The organism is Xanthomonas sp. CFBP 7698 (assembly GCF_003600855.1).
In the GTDB taxonomy this organism is placed as follows: domain Bacteria; phylum Pseudomonadota; class Gammaproteobacteria; order Xanthomonadales; family Xanthomonadaceae; genus Xanthomonas; species Xanthomonas cannabis.
The window spans coordinates 792,578-812,189 of record NZ_PRDN01000002.1; the positions used below are offsets into that span (position 1 = coordinate 792,578).

Below are 19,612 nucleotides of genomic sequence, written 5' to 3' on the forward strand. Positions count from 1 at the left end.
AACCCCGCCAGGGGCTATCCCCGCTGCAATCCTGGCTTTGCGTGGCTATTTTTCGTAAAAGCCTTCGATCCGCAGACCCAACACAGACCGCTGACCGGTCAACAGCACCTGCACCGGTTGCTTCGGATGACGCCGATAAGAAGACGCGTTGATACAAAGATAGCTGGGCACGGCACCTTCCATCGGTCCGCCAGTTAACCGGTACTCGCAAAGCTTTCGATCATGTTGGTAATGCGTCTGCATCACATATGTGTGTTCGAATGATTCGCCCACCGCCAGGGTGAATAACCACGGCAACAGCTTGCACAACAGTAACAAGCATACACAGCCCAACAATATCGGTGCGCCGCCTATCATGAATACCGAAAACAACCGGCTGTGTTGATTGAAAATTCCCTCGCGCCCATGCCGACGTGCATTCCTCTGCAATAGCACGCACAGCACAGCACCTAGGGCCGTCATCGGCCAGAACCAAAGGTCAGACCTTAAAAATGGAGCGGGTGCAAAATCGACGAACAGACTCAGCGGCACCAGAGCTATCGGTGCACAAAGCAATATGACCTTGCTCCAGGCGAATAACTTGGATGTTCGCGGAGCTACTTCTGGACGCAAATGAGTCATCGCCTGCCTGACCATTTTCCATCTTGAGTTTGCGCCATCGCTTAAGCAGCGAGATAACGCCATCCGGCAGGACGGCGCATCATTACCAAATTACTGATATGTCGCGCTGTCTATGATGATACGTCTCCGTACTGGTAGACCTACGCTGCGTTGCGAGACGTTACAACGCCCGATGCTTGGCCTCACCGAAAAACGGCGTGTGGTGGGCGCAGTCGTTCAAGCGGACCACTTCGAGGTGGTCGACATCGTCGCCTTCGAGCAGGTTGAGCGTGGTGGGCGCCTGGCGGAAGCTCCACAGCTTGGACAGCGGCAGGCCGAGGATCTTGCACAGGATCACGCGATTGACCGCGTCGTGCGCGACCACCAGCAAGGTGTCGTCGGCGCCCAGCCCGTCGGCGGCACGCGCAAGGCCGCGCCAGCTGCGGTCCAGCACCTGACGCAACGATTCGCCGCCCGGCATCAGCACGGTGTCCGGTTCTTCGCGCCAGGCACGTAGGCGGGCGGGATCCTTGTCGTTGATTTCGCTGGCCAGCAAACCTTCCCACTCGCCATGGGCGATTTCCTGCAGGTCGGCATCGGTCTGCAGCAGGCTTTCGCGCGATGCACCCAACGCAGCCTTGGCGGTGGCCTGCGCGCGCGACAGCGGCGAGGCCACTGCGCGGTCGATCTGCAGCGTGTGCAGCCGTTCGCCCAGCGCACGTGCCTGCCCTTCGCCCACCGGCGACAGCGGAATATCGATCTGGCCCTGGTAACGGCCTTCGGCGTTCCACGGCGTCTCGCCGTGACGAGCAAGCAGGATGCGCATGCGCTGAGAGTTCCTTGGGGGAGGGGCCGGCTCGCTGCGGCGAAACCGGACCGCATCATAACCGCTCCCCGCCCCCTGCCCGGCCAACCCAGCGCACACCCGGCGCTTTCGGGACCTGCAATGCGGGCGCCACCGCGGTCATGATCCAGCGCAGATCGCTTTGTGCAGCGGTCGAGCGGGTCATCGCCGGGTCGAAGGTCCAGTCGCTGCTCACCGACTCCCGGTTGCCGTCGAACCCCAGACCGACCAACTGCCCTGCGCATCCATTACTGGCACGCCGGCGCTGCCGCCACTGATGTCCAGCTCCGACACGAGGTTGACCGGCACCGAGCCCGGGCGCTTGTCTTCGAACCCGGCAGCGCTTGGCCCTGACCGCCGCCGGCAACGGCTTGAGCGCGTTGAACGAGGCGGCGCGGGTGTCCTTGGCGGCCATGCCATCCAGCGTGGAAGCCACGCCACGCCCGCTGACGCACGCAGCGGCAGGCCTCCGCTCAGGCGCGTCCCAACGCCGGATCGCTGCGACTTGGCCGACCGGTTTCCAGATGACCGGCCAGCCGGCGGCGAAATGCCGAACCCGGTTGCTCCACCATCACGTCGTACCAGTGATCGCTTGCCGCCAGCGCCAGCCGGATGGTCTGGCGTTGACCACCGGCCAGCTGCAGCGAGCGTGGACTGGAGTCGCCGTGGTCCAGCGCGCGCAGTTGCAGCGTGCAGGCCTGCTGCCCGGCATTGCCGATCTCCAGCACCAGCGCATCGCCCTCCTGCCGCGCTTCCAGCCACGGCGCCGCCTGCTGCGCCGATGCGGGCCGCACGACGCCTGCAAACTCGCGCAGAAATCCATTGGGCCCGTGCACGCGCAAGGCATACGCGCCATCGGGTGCAGCGCCCACCGGCACATCGTCGAGCTGCGTACCCGGCAACACGGTGTAATACCAGGGCCCGCCACTGGCGGCGCCACTGTAGACATTGAAGGCCGCCGCCGCGGTGCCGGTGTTGACGAACTGCAGCTGCAGCGCATCGCCCGCGTGCTCGCGCGCGTGCACCTGCAGGGCGTAGGGCAACGCGCGTGCCGGACGTTGGCCCGGCTCCTGGCGCGGCATGCGCGCCGTGGCCGGTGGCGCCGGCAGCGGCTTGTTGCGCACCGCAGCCGTGCGCGCACGGTAGTCGTCGATGGAGGGCAAGGCGCTCAGCGCCGAATCGTCCGGCTTGCGGAAGTCGAACACGCTGGTGAGATCGCCGCTGACCGCACGACGCCATGGGCTGATATTCGGCTCGGCCACACCGAAGCGACGCTCCAGCAGGCGCAGCACAGAGGTGTGGTCGAACACCTGCGAATTGACCCAGCCGCCCCGCGTCCAAGGCGAGATCACCAACATCGGCACGCGGATGCCCAGGCCGACCGGCACACCGTTATACGACTCGCCGCGCACATCGACATTGCTGCGCCCCATGCGTGCATCCAGCGCCGGCAGCGGTGCCGGCACATGATCGAAGAAGCCGTCGTTCTCGTCGTAATTGATGATCAACGCAGTCTTGGCCCAGACCTCCGGATTGGAGGTCAGCGCATCGATCAAACGCGCCACCAGCGATTCGCCGTAGGCCGGCGGTGCTTCGGGATGCTCGCAATACGCGGTGGGCGGAATGATCCACGACACCTGCGGCAGGCGATTGGCCTGCACATCGGCTGCAATGGCCGCAATCAGGTGATCGGCCTGGGTGTGGGGCGCGTTTTCTGCGGTGGACCCGGGCACGCAGGCACGTGCGCGCATATAGCGCTCGTCGGCGCGATCGAGCCCGCGGTAGTGCGCAAAATACGCCAGCGAGTTGCAGCCGAAGTTGTCGTATTCCTGATACACGCGCCAATCGATGCCGGCGGCCTGCAGCCGCTGCGCATACGTGGTCCAGCCCATCGCCGCGTAACCGGGTTTGTCGCGCGCCATGTCGGCAGTCCAGTTGCCATCGTCGGCGTTGTCGGCCACCTGTGCGCGCAGGTCGCCCACGCTCAGGCCGCTGGTGCCGGTGAACAGGTACATGCGGTTGGGATTGGTCGGCCCGTGCATCGAGCAGAAATAGCCATCGCAGATGGTGAAGGCGTCGGCCAGCGCGTGGTAGTACGGGATGTCCTGACGCTGGAAATACCCCATCGTCAGCTCGCCCTTATACGGCACCCAGGTGTCGTATTCGGCCCAGCGTGCCGGGTCCTGCCCGTGGCCGGCTTTCCAGGAGTGGTCCAGGCTCTTGATCAGCGGCGCGCAGGTGGTGTGCGAATCGAACGCGAACGGCAACAGGCGCCGTCCATCGGCCGCAGGCTGGCTCCAGACCGGGTTGCCGTCGCGCAGTTGCAACGCATGCGGGTCGCCGAATCCGCGCACGCCACGCAGTGCGCCGAAGTAATGATCGAACGAGCGATTTTCCTGCATCAGGATCACCACATGCTCGATGTCGCGCAACGTGCCGGTACGCGAATTGGCCGGCAGCGCCAGCGCGCGCCCGATCGACGAAGGCAGCGCTCCGGCCGCAGTGAGTGCAGCAACCCGCTTGAGGAAATCGCGGCGCGAAGCAGATGACGTCATGACCAAAATCCTGGCGAAGCCCGTGTAAAGCAGCGCGCGATGCGGCTGCAGAACACGTGTATAGCGGGCAAGCGCGACAGTTTTGCGACAGCCGCCGTCATCAATGTTTCATGAGCCGTTGACACCCTGCGTCGCGAAACGCCGGTGTTGCACCGCGCGTCCGCCCTCAGCCGTGCTCGAACAGGATTCCCCCATGACTTCCGCTCGTCGTTTTGATGTCACTCCGCTGGCGCTCGCACTGGCCGCGCTGCTTCCCGTCATGGCGCAGGCCGCCGACCCGGTGACCGCCAGCGTGGCCGACGCACCGGTAACGCCGGCCGATGCCACAGGCAATGCAACGCAGCTGGACGCCATCAACGTGGTCTCGCAGGGCAGTACGCGGCAGGTGCAGCGCATCAGCCGCCAGGACATCGAACAACTCACACCGGGCAGCAGCGCCTTCAAGGCCGTCGAAAAACTGCCCGGCGTGCAATTCCAGTCCGCCGACCCGTTCGGCACTTACGAGTGGTCCACGCAGGTCACCCTGCACGGCTTCGATCAGAGCCGTCTGGGCTACACGCTCGACGGCATCCCGCTGGGCAACATGAGTTACGGCGTCACCAACGGCCTGCACATCACCCGCGCCATCATTTCGGAAAACCTTGGCTCGGTGGAAATCGCGCAAGGTGCCGGCGCGCTTGGCACCGCCTCCAATACCAATCTCGGCGGCACCATGCAGTTCTATTCGGCCGATCCGCAGACCACGCCCGGCGCGCGGCTGGTGCAGACGGTGGGCAGCGATGCGACGCGCCGCACCTTCGTGCGCGCCGACACCGGCGAACGCAACGGCTTGTCGGCGTACCTGTCCTACGCCAACGCCAGCACCGACAAGTGGAAGGGCTTCGGCGACCAGACCTCCGAACAGGCCAACCTCAAGACCGTGTACCAGTGGGGCGACGGCAACCGCCTGAGCCTGTTCGTGGATACCTCGCGGCGCAAGGAATACGACTACATGGATCTGTCGTTGACCAGCCAGCGCGCATTGGGCTGGGACTACGACTATCTGCAGCCGGACTGGGCCACCGCCGTGCAGATGGCGCGCGCGTATCAAAACACCGGCGCCACCAGCGGCGTGGCCAACGGTTACCCGCAATCGCTGGCCGGGTTGCCCAGCGATTACAGCTGGCTCGATGCCAGCTACTACGCCGGCGGCGGCCTGCGTCGCGACAATCTTGCCGGCCTGTCCGGCACCTTCGTGTTCGGTGGCGCAACGCTCGATGCCACCGGCTACTACCACGCCAATCGTGGCGAAGGGCAATGGGTGACGCCGTACGTGGCCACCTCGGCACAGATTCCGGTGTCGATGCGTACCACCGACTATGGCCTGGACCGTTTTGGCGGCACCAGCGCCTTGAAGTGGTCGTGGGGCAACCACGATCTGGAAGTCGGTGCATGGGCGGAAAACGCGCGCACCACGCAGGGCCGCAATTACTTCGCGCTCGGCAACGAGGGCTATACCTCGCTGTACAACGTCTACGAAGCACAGACCCCGTTCCGCCGCGATTTCCAGCAGCGCTACACCACCCAGACGCGCATGCTGTACCTGCAGGACACCGTGCGCCTGCTCGATGACCGCTTGACGCTGAACTACGGCGCAAAGGCGCTGGACACCACTACGCGTGCGCAATCGCTGGTGCCGACCACCGCACTGGCGCAGGGCCGCATCCGCGCCGAAGACAACTTCCTGCCGCAGGTGGGCGTGAACTACAAACTCGACGAGCGCCAGGACATCTACGCGTCCTACAGCAAGAACATCGCCGCCTTCGGTTTCACTCCGTTCGCCACCTCGCAGGCCGCCTTCGACCGCAGCCGCTCCACGTTGGAGCCGGAAGAATCACAAACCGTGCAGATGGGGTACCGCCTGCAGGACGAGCAGTTCCAGCTCTCGGCTGACGCCTACTTCACCAAGTTCTCCAACCGCCTGCTGACCACCTCGCCGTGCACCGCGGTGCAGACCTGCGCCTCGATCCTGAGCAATGTCGGTGCGGTGCACAGCGCCGGTGCGGATCTGGCGCTGATGTGGCGCCCGGTCGAAGGCCTGAGCTGGTTGAACTCGCTGTCGTGGAACCGCTCGCGCTATCAGGACGATTACCTCAACAACGGCGTGGTCGCCACCTCCGGCAAGGACGTGGTCGGCATTCCGGCGCTGATGTTCTCCTCCAGCGCCAGCTACCAGCTTGGCAACCTGCGCCTGGACCTGGACGGCAAGTACGTCGACAAGCGCTACATCACCTTCCTCAACGACTCGCAGGTGCCGTCGTACTGGCTGTTCAACGCCGGCGCACGCTACGACTTCGGCCGCGTGGGCCCGGTCGAGAATGTCGCGCTCGCCCTCAACATCACCAACCTCACCGACAAGCGCTACTTCGCCAGCACCGGCACCAACGGCTACGTCGCCTCCGATCCGAACGGCTACAACCAGACCATGGTGGTGGGTGCGCCACGGCAGTACTTCATGAGCCTGGATGTGAAGTTTTAAGTAGCGCTGCACCGCCTGAAAGCGCCCTCATCCGGCGCTACGCGCCACCTTCTCCCGCGCGCGGGAGAAGGCAGGCCGGCAGCGTCTTGACGCCTCAAGCCGGTCCGCAGCGTCCGTTCCCATACGTTCACACTTGCTCGGCTTATCCGTATCTCGCCTCACCTGCTTTCTGTCTTCCCTGCCGTTCTCGGCCTCATCTACTTTTTGCCTTCTCCGCTTTTCCTCTCTGCCTTACCCGAGCGGTGGCCGGTCTTGCACAGCGGCCCCCTCCTCCTTGTCGACGTCCCTGCTTGCCGACTTCCCTGTCGCTCGACTTCCTTGTAGCTCTACTTCTCTGTCGCTCGACTCCCTTGTACCTCGACTTCTCTCTCGCTCGACTTCCCTGCCCTTCCCCCGCCTGCGGGGGAAGGTGCCCGAAGGGCGGATGGGGGCAACGCCCGTCAACAGACGCATCCTGTCTGCCCCCCACCCATCACCACCACCACCCGACCCGGACTGCGCCGGGACCATTGCTCCTGCACCGCCACATGCATACGCCTGGCCCCCGCATATAATCGGCGGCTTATCTTTCACTCAGCAGGCCCCGCCAGATGGCGCAGACGATGAAGGCGCTGGTCAAGCGCGAAGCGAACAAAGGCATCTGGCTGGAACAGGTTCCCGTGCCCACGCCAGGCCCCAACGAGGTATTGATCAAGCTGGAAAAGACCGCCATCTGCGGTACCGATCTGCATATCTACCTGTGGGACGAGTGGAGCCAGCGCACCATCACCCCCGGCCTGACCATCGGCCATGAGTTCGTCGGCCGCGTGGCCGAGCTCGGTTCGGCGGTCACCGGTTACCAGGTTGGCCAGCGCGTCTCGGCCGAAGGCCACATCGTCTGCGGCCACTGCCGCAACTGCCGCGGCGGCCGTCCGCACCTGTGCCCGAATACGGTCGGCATCGGCGTCAACGTCAACGGCGCCTTTGCCGAATACATGGTGATGCCGGCGTCCAACCTGTGGCCAATTCCGGACCAGATTCCGTCCGAGCTGGCCGCCTTCTTCGACCCGTACGGCAATGCCGCGCATTGCGCGCTGGAATTCGATGTCATCGGCGAGGACGTGCTGATCACCGGCGCCGGCCCGATCGGCATCATTGCCGCCGGCATCTGCAAGCACATCGGTGCGCGCAACGTGGTGGTCACCGACGTCAACGACTTCCGCCTCAAACTGGCCGCCGACATGGGCGCCACGCGCGTGGTCAACGTCTCCAAGACCTCGCTCAAGGACGTCATGGCCGACCTGCACATGGAAGGCTTCGACGTGGGCCTGGAAATGAGCGGCAACCCGCGCGCGTTCAACGACATGCTCGACTGCATGTACCACGGCGGCAAGATCGCCATGCTCGGCATCATGCCGCGCGGCGCCGGTTGCGACTGGGACAAGATCATCTTCAAGGGTCTCACCGTGCAGGGCATCTACGGCCGCAAGATGTACGAGACCTGGTACAAGATGACGCAGCTGGTGCTGTCGGGTTTCCCGCTGCACAAGGTGCTGACCCATCAGTTGCCGATCGACGATTTCCAGAAAGGCTTCGACCTGATGGAAGAAGGCAAGGCCGGCAAGGTTGTGTTGAGCTGGAATTGATTGGCTAATGGTGCAGATACGCAAAAGGCGCCGCGAGGCGCCTTTTGTATTTCGGTCTTCAGAAGTGCTTAAAACGCAGCGGGTGATCCTTGGATGCAGGCGAGCGCTTCAATACACGCGACGTCGGCGAGGATGCAGACAAAGCTCAGCCGGTCGAGTGCGCGGTGCCCTCACCGCCTTCGGGACACGCCGTTAACCCGTCCATGGGGACTCGATGGCGGCATCCATGCCGCCAACGGTCCCGCAAGCGGCGAGGACACCGCACCAGACAGTTCGCTGGTTACTTTATTGAAAAAAAACACCGCGTCACACGGCTTGCTGGTTGCTTGATTGAACAACAAAACACCGCTGCCGCCAGTTTGCTGATTGCTTCATTGAAGAACGAAACCCGCATCAGACGGTTTACTGGTGCTTTTTGAAAACGCGACGCAAGGACCGTCTCAACTGGTCCTTGCCCGCCCACCGTCGCGGGACCCTTGGCGGCATGGATGCCGCCACGGAGCTACATGGACGTACTTGCAGCGTGTCCCGTGATGGTGGGCGGGCAAGGGCCCTGCAGCCAAGACACAGATCAACCGCTCTACGGGTGATCGATCCGCACGATGCAATCACGCCAAAACAAAACAACCAAGATTTAAAGCAAAGCGTCGTTTAAACAGGCGGCGAAGAATCCACGTAGCCACTCTTGCCGCCTCACCCCTTCACAGCCGACTCGTCAGAGCCGCTGTTTAGTCCATCGCCATCACGGCCAGGTGACCGTCGCCGTCGCCACCAGGTGGTTCTGCGAATTCTGCCGGCCAAAACCGAATTCGGCCGCTTCGCTGGTGTCGTAATAACCCACGGTCAAGCCCAGCGGGCCGAAGGTCTTGCCCACGTTGACGCCGAAATCGTTGTAGTCGTGGTCCACCTTGCTGAGTGCGGCGGTATAAATGCTGTGCCCGGCATGGGCGCCGATGGTGAAGTTGTGCGGCAATGCCCAATTGGCATCCAGCGCGTAGTAGTAGCCGTCCGTGTCGGTGCCGTACAGATCGTTGGTGTAGGCAAGGGTCAGGCTGTAGGTTTTCAGGAATGTGGTCTTGGTGATCAGCTCGGCGTAGTTGGATGCGCCCGCGCCCAGGTACTGATAGCGGTTCACCATCACATCCAGGTTGAAGTTGGCGCTCAGGTCGGTGTTGTAGCCGACGAAGCCGTCCACTTCCCAATCCGGATCGCCAGCGCCGTAGTCGACATTGGAACCCCAGGTGCCGACGTAAAAGCCATACGGCAACTTGTAGGTCAGCCCGGCCTGGAACGCCGGGTCTTCGTTGGTCTGCGAGATACCGCGGAACAGGTAGTCGCTGGTCACCGCAAAGGTCCCGCTGAGTGGCGAGGCAGTCGCGTCTTCCTCCTGCGCTTGTGCCAGCGGCACGACAGACAACAACAGCAACGACAGACAACAGGCGAGCGGGGTCTGCTTCATGGGGCATCTCCTGGAGCGATGGGCGGGCGGATGGCGCGAAGCGAGCTGCACTGACTTCTTAGTCGAACTGTCATTGCAGCGCAACATGAACGTCGCGCTCGCTGGATCCAGCGCACATCCTGCACAAGCCGATGACGCCGATCAGGCCTCCGTCTCATCGACCGGCAGAGCCGAATCTTGATGGGACGGGAGTGGAGATTGGGGATTCGGGATTGGCCACAGCGAAGAGAATCCCTGCCGTGCTCCAATCCCCTATCGCCCATCCCGATTCCCGGCTGGTACCAGCCGGCCTGGTCAGGCCGGAAACACGCCGTAGTGGCGCGCGGCCAGGCGTAGTTGCTGCCCTGGCTGAAAACTTCCGGCCGACGCCGGCAGTTCCACTTCCACCTCGTTGCCTGCCGGCTCCAGCGTCGCGCGCAGGCGCAGACGCGCGCCGCTGCGCTGCGACCAGGCCACCCTGGCCGGCCAGCCCGCCTCGTCGGGGACCAGGTCTTCCGGACGCACGTACACCTCGACCGGACCTGCGGCCAGGGCCGCATTGGCCGCGGGCAGCGCATGCCCGGCCACCTGGATCTGCCCCTGCGCCAGCACCCCGGGAATGCGGTTCACCGCCCCCACGAACGAATACACGAATGGGGAGGCCGGCTTGTCGTAGATCATCGCCGGCGTGTCGAGCTGCTCGATGCGGCCGCGGTTGAGGATGGCCACGCGGTCGGCCAGTTCCAGCGCCTCTTCCTGATCGTGGGTCACGAACACCGTGGTCAGGCCGGTGCGCTCGTGCAGCTCGCGCAGCCAGCGGCGCAGGTCGCGACGCACCTGCGCATCCAGCGCACCGAACGGCTCGTCCAGCAGCAGCACGCGCGGCTCGATCGCCAGCGCGCGCGCCAATGCCACGCGCTGCCGTTGGCCGCCGGAGAGCTGGGTGGGATAGCGCTGCTCCAGGCCCTGCAACTGCACCAGCGCCAACAGCTCTTCCACGCGTGCACGGATGCGCACTTCGGCCCAGCGCTCGTTGCCACGCCGCACGCGCAGCCCGAAGGCGATGTTCTCGAACACGTCCATATGCTTGAACAGCGCATAGTGCTGGAACACGAAGCCGACCCGGCGCGATTGCACGCTCATGCGGGTGGCGTCTTCGTCGCCGAACAGCACCTGCCCGCCATCGGCATGCTCCAGCCCGGCCATGATCCGCAGCAAGGTGGTCTTGCCCGAACCGGAGGGACCGAGCAGGGCCAGCAACTCGCCCTGGCGCACGTCCAGGGTGATGTCGTCCAGCGCGGTGAAGGTGTCGAACTGCTTGCGCAGGCGGTGGATGCGGATGCCCATGGTCACCTCAATGGCGGTGGTTGGCGGCCAGCGCATCGCCGTGCCGCCATTCCAGATATGTCTTCAACGCCAGCGTCAGCAGCGCGGTCAAGGCCAGCAGCGAGGCGCAGGCAAATGCGGCGCTGTAGGCGTATTCGTTATAGAGAATTTCCACGTGCAGCGGCAGCGTGTTGGTGCGCCCGCGAATATGCCCGGACACCACCGATACCGCGCCGAACTCGCCCATCGCGCGCGCCGCGCACAACAGCACGCCGTACAGCAGGCCCCAGCGGATATTGGGCAGGGTCACCCGCCAGAACATCTGCCAGCCGCTCGCGCCCAGGCTCAGTGCAGCCAGCTCTTCATCGCTGCCCTGCTGCTCCATCAGCGGCATCAGCTCGCGCGCGATGAACGGGAAAGTGACGAACGTCGTTGCCAACACGATGCCAGGCAACGCGAACACGATCCGCGGCAGCTGGATCACGAATTCGCCCAGCGCCGGCAGCTGCACCCGCCACCCTTCGTCGATCAGCGGCCAGGCCCAGCCACTGCGCCCGAAGATCAGCACGAAGATCAGGCCCGCCACCACCGGCGACACCGAGAACGGCAGGTCGATCAAACTGACCAGCAGGCGTTTGCCCCGGAACTGATGCTTGCTGATGGCCCATGCCGCAGCGACGCCAAAGACCAGGTTCAGCGGCAACACGATCGCGGTCACCATCAGCGTCAGCTTGATCGCCGACAACGCATCCGGGTCGACCACTGCGCGCAGGAAGGTATCCCAGCCGCCACGCAACGCCTCGGCGAACACCAGCACCAGCGGCAGCAGCAGGAACGCCAGCAGGAAGGCCAACGCGCCCAGGATCATCAACCACTGCACCCAGCGCGGCTCGTTGGTGGCCGAGTCGGTGATGCGGCGCGCCTGCTCGGTCATCGTGCGTGTCTGCAACAGGGAGGGCAACGATGAGACAGCATCGCTCATGCGGGCCTCCGTTGATAGCGCAGCAGGCGTGCCTGCAACGTATTGACCAGCAGCAGGATCACGAACGACAGCAGCAACATGGCCGCCGCAATCGCGGTGGCGCCGGCGTAGTCGAATTCTTCCAGCCGGATGGTGATCAGCAGCGGCGCGATCTCGGTGGCATTGGGCAGGTTGCCGGCAATGAAGATCACCGAGCCGTACTCACCCACCCCGCGCGCAAACGCCAGCGCAAAGCCGGTCAGCACCGCAGGCCACAGCCCCGGCAGCACTACCCGCCACACCGTCTGCCAGCGCGAGGCGCCCAGCGTGGCGGCAGCCGCTTCCAGCTCTCGCTCGCTTTCGGCCAGCACCGGCTGCACCACCCGCACCACGAACGGCAGGCCCACGAATACCAGCGCCAGCACGATGCCCAGCTGAGTGTAGGCCACCTTGATGCCGATCGCCTCCAGCCAACGCCCGACCCAGCCGTTGCCGCCATACAACGCGGTCAACGCAATACCGGCCACTGCCGTGGGCAACGCGAACGGCAGATCGATCACCGCATCGAACAAGCGCTTGCCCGGAAAGCTGTAGCGCACGAACACCCATGCCACCCAGGTGCCCATCACCGCATTGAAGGCACCGGCCGCAAACGCGGTGCCGAAGCTCACCTGCAATGCCGACAGCACGCGCGGCTCGCTCCAGACCTTCCACAACCCCTCCCAGCCCAGCCCACTGGTCTTGATGAAAATCCCCAGCAGCGGGATCAGCACGATCAGGCCCAGCCAGGTCAGGGTGATGCCCAGACTCAGGCCCAGCCCCGGCATCACGCGCCGGCGCGATGGCGACACCGTGCCGGATGCAACCGATGTCTGCATGGCTACTTCTTGGCCTGGATCTGGTCGAACAGACCGCCGTCGGCAAAGTGTTCCTGCTGTGCCTTGTCCCACGAGCCGAAGGCCTGCTGGATGGTCACCAGCTTGATGTCGGGAAAGCGGGCCACATCCGCCGGATCGGCGAACTCCGGATGCCGCGGGCGATAGAAGTGCTTGGCAGCCAGCTTCTGGCCTTCCGGTGCATACAGGTAACGGAGATAGGCCTCGGCCACATCACGGGTGCCGTGCTTGTCCACGTTCTTGTCCACCAGCGCCACCGACGGCTCGGCCAGGATCGACAGCTTCGGTACCACGATCTCGAACTTGTCCTTGCCCAGTTCCTCGCGCGCCAGCAGCGCCTCGTTTTCCCAGGCCAGCAGTACATCGCCGATCCCGCGCTGGACGAAGGTGGTGGTGGCGCCGCGTGCACCGGTATCGAGCACCGGCACGTTACGGAACAGGGCCTGCATGTAGCGCAGGATGCGCTCGCGGTCGCCCTTGAAGATGTGGTCGGCATAGGCCCAGGCGGCCAGATAGTTCCAGCGCGCACCGCCGGAGGTCTTCGGGTTCGGCGTCACCACCGCCACGCCCGAGCGCAGCAGGTCCGGCCAGTCGTGGATATTTTTCGGGTTGCCCTTGCGCACCAGGAACACGATCGTCGACGTGTAAGGGGCGCTGTTGTCCGGCAGCCGCTTTTCCCAATCGCTGTCGATCAGCTTGGCCTTTTCGGCAATCGCGTCCACGTCGTAGGCCAGCGCCAGGGTGACCACATCGGCTTCGATGCCGTCGATGACCGCCCGCGCCTGTTTGCCCGACCCGCCATGCGAGGTTTCCACGGTCACCGTGTCCTGCGGATGCTGCTGCTTCCACTGGGCTGCGAAGGCGGTGTTGTAGTCGCGGTAGAACTCGCGGGTGGGGTCGTAGCTCACGTTGAGCAGCCCGATATCGCGCGCGCCGGCCGGGCCGGCCAGCGCCAGCAGCGTGCAGAACAGGGAAGCAAGACGGATACGGGGGTGTGTCACAACGATCTCCTGGCCGGTGGGCGCAGCTGAACAGCAAGCATGCCATGCTGCGCAGCGGCACGCGGGCGGTGAAATGACATCCACGTCGCCGCTTATGCCGATTTTGCATGACGTAGTGGTATGCCATTGTGATCGTTAACATTGCGCTTCTTTCTTTGCCACAGCGACCGCCATGACCCGTCCGCCTGCCGCGCTCACCGCCCACTACGCCGCCGAACTGGAGACCCTCCAGTCCCAGGGCCTGTTCAAGTCCGAGCGCATCATCACCGGCCCGCAGTCGGCCCGGATCACCCTGGCAGACGGCCGCAGCGTGCTGAACTTCTGCGCCAACAACTACCTGGGCCTGGCCGACCACCCGGACATCATCCAGGCCGCCAAGGACGCGCTGGACACGCATGGCTTCGGCATGGCGTCGGTGCGTTTCATCTGCGGCACCCAGGACCTGCACAAGCAACTGGAACGCACCATCGCCGAGTTTTTCGGCACCGAAGACACCATCCTTTACGCGGCCTGCTTCGACGCCAACGGCGGCCTGTTCGAACCATTGCTCGGCGAAGCGGATGCGATCATTTCCGACGCGCTCAACCATGCCTCCATCATCGACGGCGTGCGCCTGTGCAAGGCCAAGCGTTTCCGTTACGCCAACTGCGACATGGCCGACCTGGAAGCGCAACTGCAGGCCGCCGACGCGGCCGGCTGCAAGACCAAGCTGATCACCAGCGACGGCGTGTTCTCGATGGACGGCTTCATCGCCCCGCTGGACGAGATCACTGCCCTGGCCCGCAAGTACAACGCGCTTGTGCACATCGACGAATGCCACGCCACCGGCTTCCTGGGCGCCAGCGGTCGTGGCTCGGCCGAGGTCAAGGGCGTGCTGGACCAGATCGACATCTTCACCGGCACCCTGGGCAAGGCCATGGGCGGCGCACTGGGCGGCTTCACCACCGCAAGGCGCGAAGTGATCGAACTGCTGCGCCAGCGTTCGCGACCCTACCTGTTTTCCAACTCGCTGCCGCCGCACGTGGTGGCCGCCGGCATCAAGGCGTTCGAGATGCTGGACGCGGCCGGCGAGCTGCGCACGCAGCTGGTGGAGAACACCCGCTACTTCCGTGAGCGCATGACCGCGGCCGGCTTCGATCTCAAGCCCGGCGTGCACCCGATCAGCCCGGTGATGCTCTACGACGCGCCATTGGCGCAGAAGTTTGCCGAGCGCCTGCTCGAAGAAGGCATCTACGCCATCGGCTTCTTCTTCCCGGTGGTGCCCAAGGGGCAGGCGCGCATCCGCACCCAGATCAGCGCCGCACACACCCGCGAGCACCTGGATCAGGCCATCGAGGCCTTCATCAAGATCGGCCGCGAACTGGACGTCATCAAGTCCTGAGCATGCGCACGGTCCTGCGCCAACGGCTCCTGCTCGCGGCGCAGACCGATGCCCAGGCGCAGCGGCTTGCCGATCGCTGGGAAACCCGCTGCCTGCATTGCCGGCGGCGCCTGCAGGTCCGTGCCGACGGCGAGCCGCTCGGCCACACCACCCTGGAACACGTGGTGCCGCAGGCCTGGTTCGGCCGGCGCGCCGCCGCCGCGCTCTGCGCGCTGGTCGGCGACGCCCCCAATGACGCACGCAATCTCGCGCTGGCCTGTGCCGGCTGCAACCACGCCAAGGGCCGGCGCCATGACGCCAACGGTGCTGGCGATGCGCGCGCCGTCGAAGTGGTCGGCGCCTTGCTCAGCGCGCGCCTGGCGCGCTGGCGGGAGCCGACATCAGCGCCCGGACTTCCGCCGCACTGAGCTCGCGCCAGGCGCCCTTGCCCAGCGCCCCCATTGCCAGCGAACCGATCGCCACGCGCACCAGCCGCAGCACACCGATATCCACGGCCGCCAGCAGCCGGCGGATCTGCCGGTTGCGGCCTTCGTCCAGCACGATTTCAAGCCACGCATTGCGCTCGCCTTCGCGCAACAAGCGCACCTGTTTGGCGCGCAGCAACGCCCCGCCGCCGTCCGGGTCGGGGTCGACCACCCCGGCCTGCAGTTGCGCCAGCCGCTCGGCGCTCGGACGGCAATCGATCTGCACGTGATAGGTCTTGTCTGGCCCGCTGCCCGGGTCGGTCACTGCCGCAGCCCATTGCGGGTCATTGCTGAAGAGCAGCAGCCCCTCGCTGGCCTTGTCCAGCCGCCCCACCGGCGCGATCCACGGCAGACCGGCGCCATCGAAGCAGCGGTAAACGGTGTCCCTGCCCTGCTCGTCGCGGGCCGTGGTCACCACACCGCGCGGTTTGTTGAGCATCAGGTACAGGCGCGCAGGCCCGGCCAGCGGCTGACCATCGACGGTGATGGATGCCTGCTGGTCGGTGCGGATTGGAAACTCGGGGTCGCGGATCACCCGCATGGCGACGCTGACCCGCCCATCGGCGATCCAGCGCGCCGCTTCGGTGCGCGAACACACACCCAGCTTGGACAACACCCGCGCCAGCCCATGGCGTGGCGCAGAGTGATCGGCACCTGCAGCCGATGCACGCACGCCGCGCACCGGTGCCGCCGGGGCGCGCTGACGAGGCCGGGACGTCGCCGGCGGTGGTCGCCGGGTCATGCCGTCCCGACCGTGCGGCTTACTTGGTTTCGACCGGCTTGACGTCGGCAGCAGGCGCGTCCGGCGCCGGTGCGGCCACCGGACGCGCCTTGACCACGCGCACGCCGCGCGCCTTCATCCAGGCATCGAATTCTTCGGCGGTCATGCGCTTGCCGTTCTGGCTCATGTCAAAGCGCCACGGCGTGTTGTCGAAAGCGGTCGTGGCCTTGTAGGCCGCCGGATCGTTCGGGTTGACGGTGCCGCCCGGTGGAATGACCTTGGCCAGGTCCTGGCAGCCTTCCACGCGCAGGCGCAGCAGCACGCGGTCGACCGATTGATCACTGCTGTACGGCTGTGCCAGCACGCCGGTGGGCATGCCCAGTTGCACGCTGCGGGCATAGAACTCGGCAGCGGCCGGCGCGATGACGGTGGCAGGCAACGGCAGCGGCTGGGAGACCGTGTTGCCGGCGCAGTTCGGTGCGGCGTAGGCGGCGGGAATCAAGGTGAGACAGAGCAATCCTGCCGAAGCGGTACGCAGCATCGTGGTTCTTCCAGTAAAAGTATGGTGTCGACGCGGCGAGTGTAGGCAGCGATGAACGCTGTTTCAACAGGAACCGCATATCGATGGCAACGCAGACAGCTGGCGGTCCGGCTGCGGCTGAATTCGGGAGTTTTCGGATCACACATAGACAAAACCCGGCACGAGGCCGGGTTTTGTATGGAGCAAGCCAGCGGCCAGATTAGTTCTGGACGTTCAGCTCGGTACGACGGTTCTTCGCACGGCCTTCCGGATTGTCGGAACCATCCGGGTTGGCGTTCGGAGCAATCGGACGGCTCTCGCCGTAGCCGATCGGGCCAACCAGACGCGACGCATCGACGCCGTTCTTGGTCAGGTAGTCGTACACGGTGGTCGCACGACGCTCGGACAGCTTCTGGTTGTACGCGTCGGTACCCTTCGAGTCGGTGTGACCGGCAACCTCGACCTTCAGGTCGGGGTAACGCTTCAGGATTTCGGTCGCTTCGCTCAGGATCGACACGGCATCCGGACGCAGGGTCGACTTGTTGAAGTCGAAGTTCACGCCCTTCAGGTCGATCGAGACAGGAACCGGGCAACCGTCCGGACCGATGGTCTGGCCAGGCTGCGAGTTCGGGCACTTGTCGTCGCAGTTGTTGACGCCGTCACCGTCGTCATCCAGATCGGCGCAGCTCGGAGCAACCGGAGCCGGAGCCGGCGGCGGAGCGGTCGACGGAGCCGGTCCCAGCGGGATCACGACGCCGACCGAAGCCAGCACGTCGCCGAACCAATCTTCCTGCGGAGCAGCAACGCTCTGGTCGTTGAAGTCGGCGCGGTAGGCCAGTTCAGCACGCACGGCGACGCGCTTGTCGAAGGTGGTCTGCAGACCGACACCAGCCTTGGCGGCAAAGTTGCCGTCCTTCTGCTGGCCCGGCGACACCGGGTTCGGGGTCGCGTCGAATTCTTCTTCCGAACGCTGGTAGCCCAGACCGAACAGCAGGTAGGGGTTCCAGCCGCGGCCTTCCTGGATGAAGTGGCGACGCAGGTCGAACGAGATGCCGTACTGGCTCCAGTTCTGGTCCTGGTTGGCGTCGAAGTTCGGGTTCTGATAGTTCAGTTCACCGTCGATCGACCAGTTCGGGCTGACGAACTTGCCCAGGCCCAGGGTGACGAACGGAGCATCATTGGTCAGGCGATCGCTGTCCTGGAAGTTGAAGCCAGCGCTACCGGTCAGGTACCAACGGTCATCGAACTCCTGCGCGGAAGCAGCCTGGGCCACTGCCAGACCGCCGAGCAACGCGGCAGTGAGAATTTTCTTGTTCATTTATACAGCTCCTTCTTTGGGAGATAAAACCGATAGAGGCGGTGTTCTTGGTAAAGATGCTCGTCACATCCAGAGCCATCGGGGCGCAGATTAAGCCGGCCTCGGTGAAGATCGCGTTAACGGTCATATAACATGTGAAAGCAATCGCCAGGGCCGCCGAGCCCACTCGATATTACGTATACAGTTTCATGAAGAAAAGGGCCCGGCGCTCACTTTCGCTTATCGAAGCACATGAACATCAGCCGAATCGAGGCGATTGAAGACGGTTCCATGCAAGGCACTTTCCGGTGCCCCAGCGTGGCAGGAAAACCACATAGGTGAACGCCAGGCCCCGTGCGAGCTGAATTGTGGGGTGCGTGGTTGCAGCGCACTGACTTCACAACGCACCCTGAACTTCCCATCAGGAGCGCCCCGATGAAAGCCGTCGCCCTCACCAGATACTTGCCGATCGACGACCCCGCATCGCTGCTTGACATCGAGCTACCAAGCCCCGGAGCGCCCTCGGGGTATGACTTATTGGTACGGGTGGAGGCGATCTCCGTGAATCCGGTCGACACCAAGGTACGCGCGTCCACGCCGCAGGCCTTGCCCGAGCCGATGATCCTGGGCTACGACGCGGCCGGAGTGATCGAAGCGGTCGGTCCGGAGGTGACCGCTTTTGCGATAGGCGATGAGGTGTATTACGCCGGCGATGTCGGCCGGCCGGGTAGCAACGCGCAGTTCCAGTGGGTGGATGCACGCATTGCCGGCTGCAAGCCGACCTCGCTCAGCTTTGCGCAGGCAGCGGCATTGCCGCTGACCACCCTGACGGCCTGGGAGCTGCTGTTCCAGCGCATGCCCTTCGCCTTCGACGGCGCGCGTCAACGCGGCCGGCACCTGTTGATCACCGGCGGTGCTGGTGGCGTTGGGTCGATCGCGATCCAGTTGGCACGGCACGCCGGCTTCACGGTGATTGCGACTGCATCGCGCCCGGAGAGCATCGAATGGGTCCGGCAAATGGGCGCTCATCATGTGATCGACCACCATCGGCCGCTGCACGCGCAGTTACAGGCACTGGGCCTGCAGACCGTGGACGCGGCGCTGAACCTGGCCGATACCGACCGCTACTGGCAGCAGTTGGGCGAAGTCCTGGCACCGCAAGGACATGTCGGCCTGATCGTGGAGCCGCGCGGTGCGCTGACCATTGGCGGCCCCTACAAGTCCAAGTGCATCGGCATCCATTGGGAGCACATGTTCGCGCGGGCGCGCCATGCGACCGGCGACATGGTGGAACAGCACCGCATCCTCAACCGCGCCGCGAGCCTGATCGATGCCGGCGAGCTACGCTCGACGCACACCGAGACGCTGTCGCCGATCAACGCCGAGAATCTGCGCCAGGCGCATCGGCGCCTGGAAAGCGGCAGCACGATCGGCAAGCTGGTGCTGGCCGGCTGGTAAGCGCATC

General features: G+C 64.7%; 15 protein-coding genes and 2 pseudogenes. 5 read left to right on the forward strand and 12 right to left on the reverse strand.

Features of this window, described 5'->3' with window-relative positions; genetic code table 11:
- Positions 1–45: 45 nt before the first annotated feature.
- From XnspCFBP7698_RS11355 to XnspCFBP7698_RS11370, 4 genes and pseudogenes are all read right to left on the reverse strand, one after another.
- The gene (locus tag XnspCFBP7698_RS11355) at positions 46–531 is read right to left on the reverse strand and encodes a hypothetical protein (protein ID WP_233548957.1); all 486 of its coding nucleotides are present in this window, start codon (positions 529–531) and stop codon (positions 46–48) included.
- A gap of 250 nt (positions 532–781) precedes the next feature.
- The gene (locus XnspCFBP7698_RS11360) at positions 782–1,426 is read right to left on the reverse strand and encodes a histidine phosphatase family protein (RefSeq protein ID WP_039412210.1); all 645 of its coding nucleotides are present in this window, start codon (positions 1,424–1,426) and stop codon (positions 782–784) included.
- 55 nt (positions 1,427–1,481) lie between these two features.
- Positions 1,482–1,874 (reverse strand): annotated as a pseudogene (locus XnspCFBP7698_RS11365) (S46 family peptidase); the annotation flags it as partial.
- A gap of 43 nt (positions 1,875–1,917) precedes the next feature.
- Entirely contained in the window at positions 1,918–3,999 is a 2,082-nt protein-coding gene (locus XnspCFBP7698_RS11370) for a phospholipase C, phosphocholine-specific (RefSeq protein ID WP_104581070.1), read from the reverse strand.
- Between the two features lie 103 nt (positions 4,000–4,102).
- Between XnspCFBP7698_RS11370 and XnspCFBP7698_RS11375 the strand changes: the two genes are divergently transcribed.
- Together XnspCFBP7698_RS11375 and tdh are read left to right on the forward strand one after the other, a co-directional pair.
- Positions 4,103–6,517, forward strand: coding sequence for a TonB-dependent receptor (locus tag XnspCFBP7698_RS11375; RefSeq protein ID WP_104581069.1), 2,415 nt, complete (start codon positions 4,103–4,105; stop codon positions 6,515–6,517).
- Positions 6,518–7,107: 590 nt separating this feature from the next.
- The gene (gene tdh / locus XnspCFBP7698_RS11380) at positions 7,108–8,142 is read left to right on the forward strand and encodes an L-threonine 3-dehydrogenase (RefSeq protein ID WP_179455019.1); all 1,035 of its coding nucleotides are present in this window, start codon (positions 7,108–7,110) and stop codon (positions 8,140–8,142) included.
- 742 nt (positions 8,143–8,884) lie between these two features.
- On the opposite strand, the gene XnspCFBP7698_RS11385 is transcribed toward tdh, so the two are convergent.
- From XnspCFBP7698_RS11385 to XnspCFBP7698_RS11405, 5 genes and pseudogenes are all read right to left on the reverse strand, one after another.
- Entirely contained in the window at positions 8,885–9,601 is a 717-nt protein-coding gene (locus tag XnspCFBP7698_RS11385; RefSeq protein WP_104581670.1) for a TorF family putative porin, read from the reverse strand.
- Positions 9,602–9,895: 294 nt separating this feature from the next.
- Positions 9,896–10,927: a sulfate/molybdate ABC transporter ATP-binding protein gene (locus XnspCFBP7698_RS11390; RefSeq protein WP_104581685.1), complete on the reverse strand. Its 1,032-nt coding sequence runs from the start codon at positions 10,925–10,927 to the stop codon at positions 9,896–9,898.
- Positions 10,928–10,934: 7 nt separating this feature from the next.
- Positions 10,935–11,888 (reverse strand): sulfate ABC transporter permease subunit CysW, encoded by a 954-nt coding sequence (gene cysW / locus XnspCFBP7698_RS11395; RefSeq protein ID WP_047695388.1) that lies wholly within the window; start codon positions 11,886–11,888, stop codon positions 10,935–10,937.
- Positions 11,885–12,745, reverse strand: coding sequence for a sulfate ABC transporter permease subunit CysT (gene cysT, locus XnspCFBP7698_RS11400; RefSeq protein ID WP_104581671.1), 861 nt, complete (start codon positions 12,743–12,745; stop codon positions 11,885–11,887). The genes cysW and cysT overlap by 4 nt, the downstream gene beginning before the upstream one ends.
- Before the next feature lie 2 nt (positions 12,746–12,747).
- Positions 12,748–13,844, reverse strand: a pseudogene (locus tag XnspCFBP7698_RS11405) (sulfate ABC transporter substrate-binding protein).
- Between the two features lie 92 nt (positions 13,845–13,936).
- On the opposite strand from XnspCFBP7698_RS11405, the gene kbl reads away from it, so the two are divergent.
- Positions 13,937–15,145 (forward strand): glycine C-acetyltransferase, encoded by a 1,209-nt coding sequence (gene kbl, locus XnspCFBP7698_RS11410; protein ID WP_047695385.1) that lies wholly within the window; start codon positions 13,937–13,939, stop codon positions 15,143–15,145.
- A 2-nt stretch (positions 15,146–15,147) separates the two neighbouring features.
- Positions 15,148–15,552, forward strand: coding sequence for an HNH endonuclease (locus XnspCFBP7698_RS11415; RefSeq protein ID WP_104581672.1), 405 nt, complete (start codon positions 15,148–15,150; stop codon positions 15,550–15,552).
- Here XnspCFBP7698_RS11415 and XnspCFBP7698_RS11420 read toward each other — a convergent pair.
- The 3 genes from XnspCFBP7698_RS11420 to XnspCFBP7698_RS11430 form a co-directional block, all read right to left on the reverse strand.
- Positions 15,491–16,351, reverse strand: a complete 861-nt coding sequence (locus tag XnspCFBP7698_RS11420) for a pseudouridine synthase (protein WP_104581673.1) — start codon at positions 16,349–16,351, stop codon at positions 15,491–15,493. The two genes, XnspCFBP7698_RS11415 and XnspCFBP7698_RS11420, sit on opposite strands and share 62 nt — an antisense overlap.
- Before the next feature lie 19 nt (positions 16,352–16,370).
- Positions 16,371–16,871: a hypothetical protein gene (locus tag XnspCFBP7698_RS11425; protein WP_104581674.1), complete on the reverse strand. Its 501-nt coding sequence runs from the start codon at positions 16,869–16,871 to the stop codon at positions 16,371–16,373.
- 199 nt (positions 16,872–17,070) lie between these two features.
- Positions 17,071–18,168, reverse strand: coding sequence for an OmpA family protein (locus XnspCFBP7698_RS11430; protein ID WP_029219243.1), 1,098 nt, complete (start codon positions 18,166–18,168; stop codon positions 17,071–17,073).
- A 414-nt stretch (positions 18,169–18,582) separates the two neighbouring features.
- Here XnspCFBP7698_RS11430 and XnspCFBP7698_RS11435 point away from each other — a divergent pair, with 414 nt between their 5' ends.
- Positions 18,583–19,605, forward strand: coding sequence for a zinc-binding alcohol dehydrogenase family protein (locus tag XnspCFBP7698_RS11435; RefSeq protein WP_104581675.1), 1,023 nt, complete (start codon positions 18,583–18,585; stop codon positions 19,603–19,605).
- The last annotated feature ends 7 nt before the right edge of the window (positions 19,606–19,612 follow it).

Coding starts and splice junctions, on each gene's coding strand:
- XnspCFBP7698_RS11360 (WP_039412210.1), bottom strand. CDS start 1,426: ATGCGCATCCTGCTTGCTCGTCACGGCGAGACGCCGTGGAACGCCGAA.
- kbl (WP_047695385.1), top strand. CDS start 13,937: ATGACCCGTCCGCCTGCCGCGCTCACCGCCCACTACGCCGCCGAACTG.
- XnspCFBP7698_RS11385 (WP_104581670.1), bottom strand. CDS start 9,601: ATGAAGCAGACCCCGCTCGCCTGTTGTCTGTCGTTGCTGTTGTTGTCT.
- XnspCFBP7698_RS11370 (WP_104581070.1), bottom strand. CDS start 3,999: ATGACGTCATCTGCTTCGCGCCGCGATTTCCTCAAGCGGGTTGCTGCA.
- tdh (WP_179455019.1), top strand. CDS start 7,108: ATGGCGCAGACGATGAAGGCGCTGGTCAAGCGCGAAGCGAACAAAGGC.
- XnspCFBP7698_RS11415 (WP_104581672.1), top strand. CDS start 15,148: ATGCGCACGGTCCTGCGCCAACGGCTCCTGCTCGCGGCGCAGACCGAT.
- XnspCFBP7698_RS11430 (WP_029219243.1), bottom strand. CDS start 18,168: ATGAACAAGAAAATTCTCACTGCCGCGTTGCTCGGCGGTCTGGCAGTG.
- XnspCFBP7698_RS11375 (WP_104581069.1), top strand. CDS start 4,103: ATGTTTCATGAGCCGTTGACACCCTGCGTCGCGAAACGCCGGTGTTGC.
- XnspCFBP7698_RS11435 (WP_104581675.1), top strand. CDS start 18,583: ATGAAAGCCGTCGCCCTCACCAGATACTTGCCGATCGACGACCCCGCA.
- XnspCFBP7698_RS11420 (WP_104581673.1), bottom strand. CDS start 16,351: ATGACCCGGCGACCACCGCCGGCGACGTCCCGGCCTCGTCAGCGCGCC.
- XnspCFBP7698_RS11390 (WP_104581685.1), bottom strand. CDS start 10,927: ATGGGCATCCGCATCCACCGCCTGCGCAAGCAGTTCGACACCTTCACC.
- XnspCFBP7698_RS11425 (WP_104581674.1), bottom strand. CDS start 16,871: ATGCTGCGTACCGCTTCGGCAGGATTGCTCTGTCTCACCTTGATTCCC.
- cysW (WP_047695388.1), bottom strand. CDS start 11,888: ATGAGCGATGCTGTCTCATCGTTGCCCTCCCTGTTGCAGACACGCACG.
- cysT (WP_104581671.1), bottom strand. CDS start 12,745: ATGCAGACATCGGTTGCATCCGGCACGGTGTCGCCATCGCGCCGGCGC.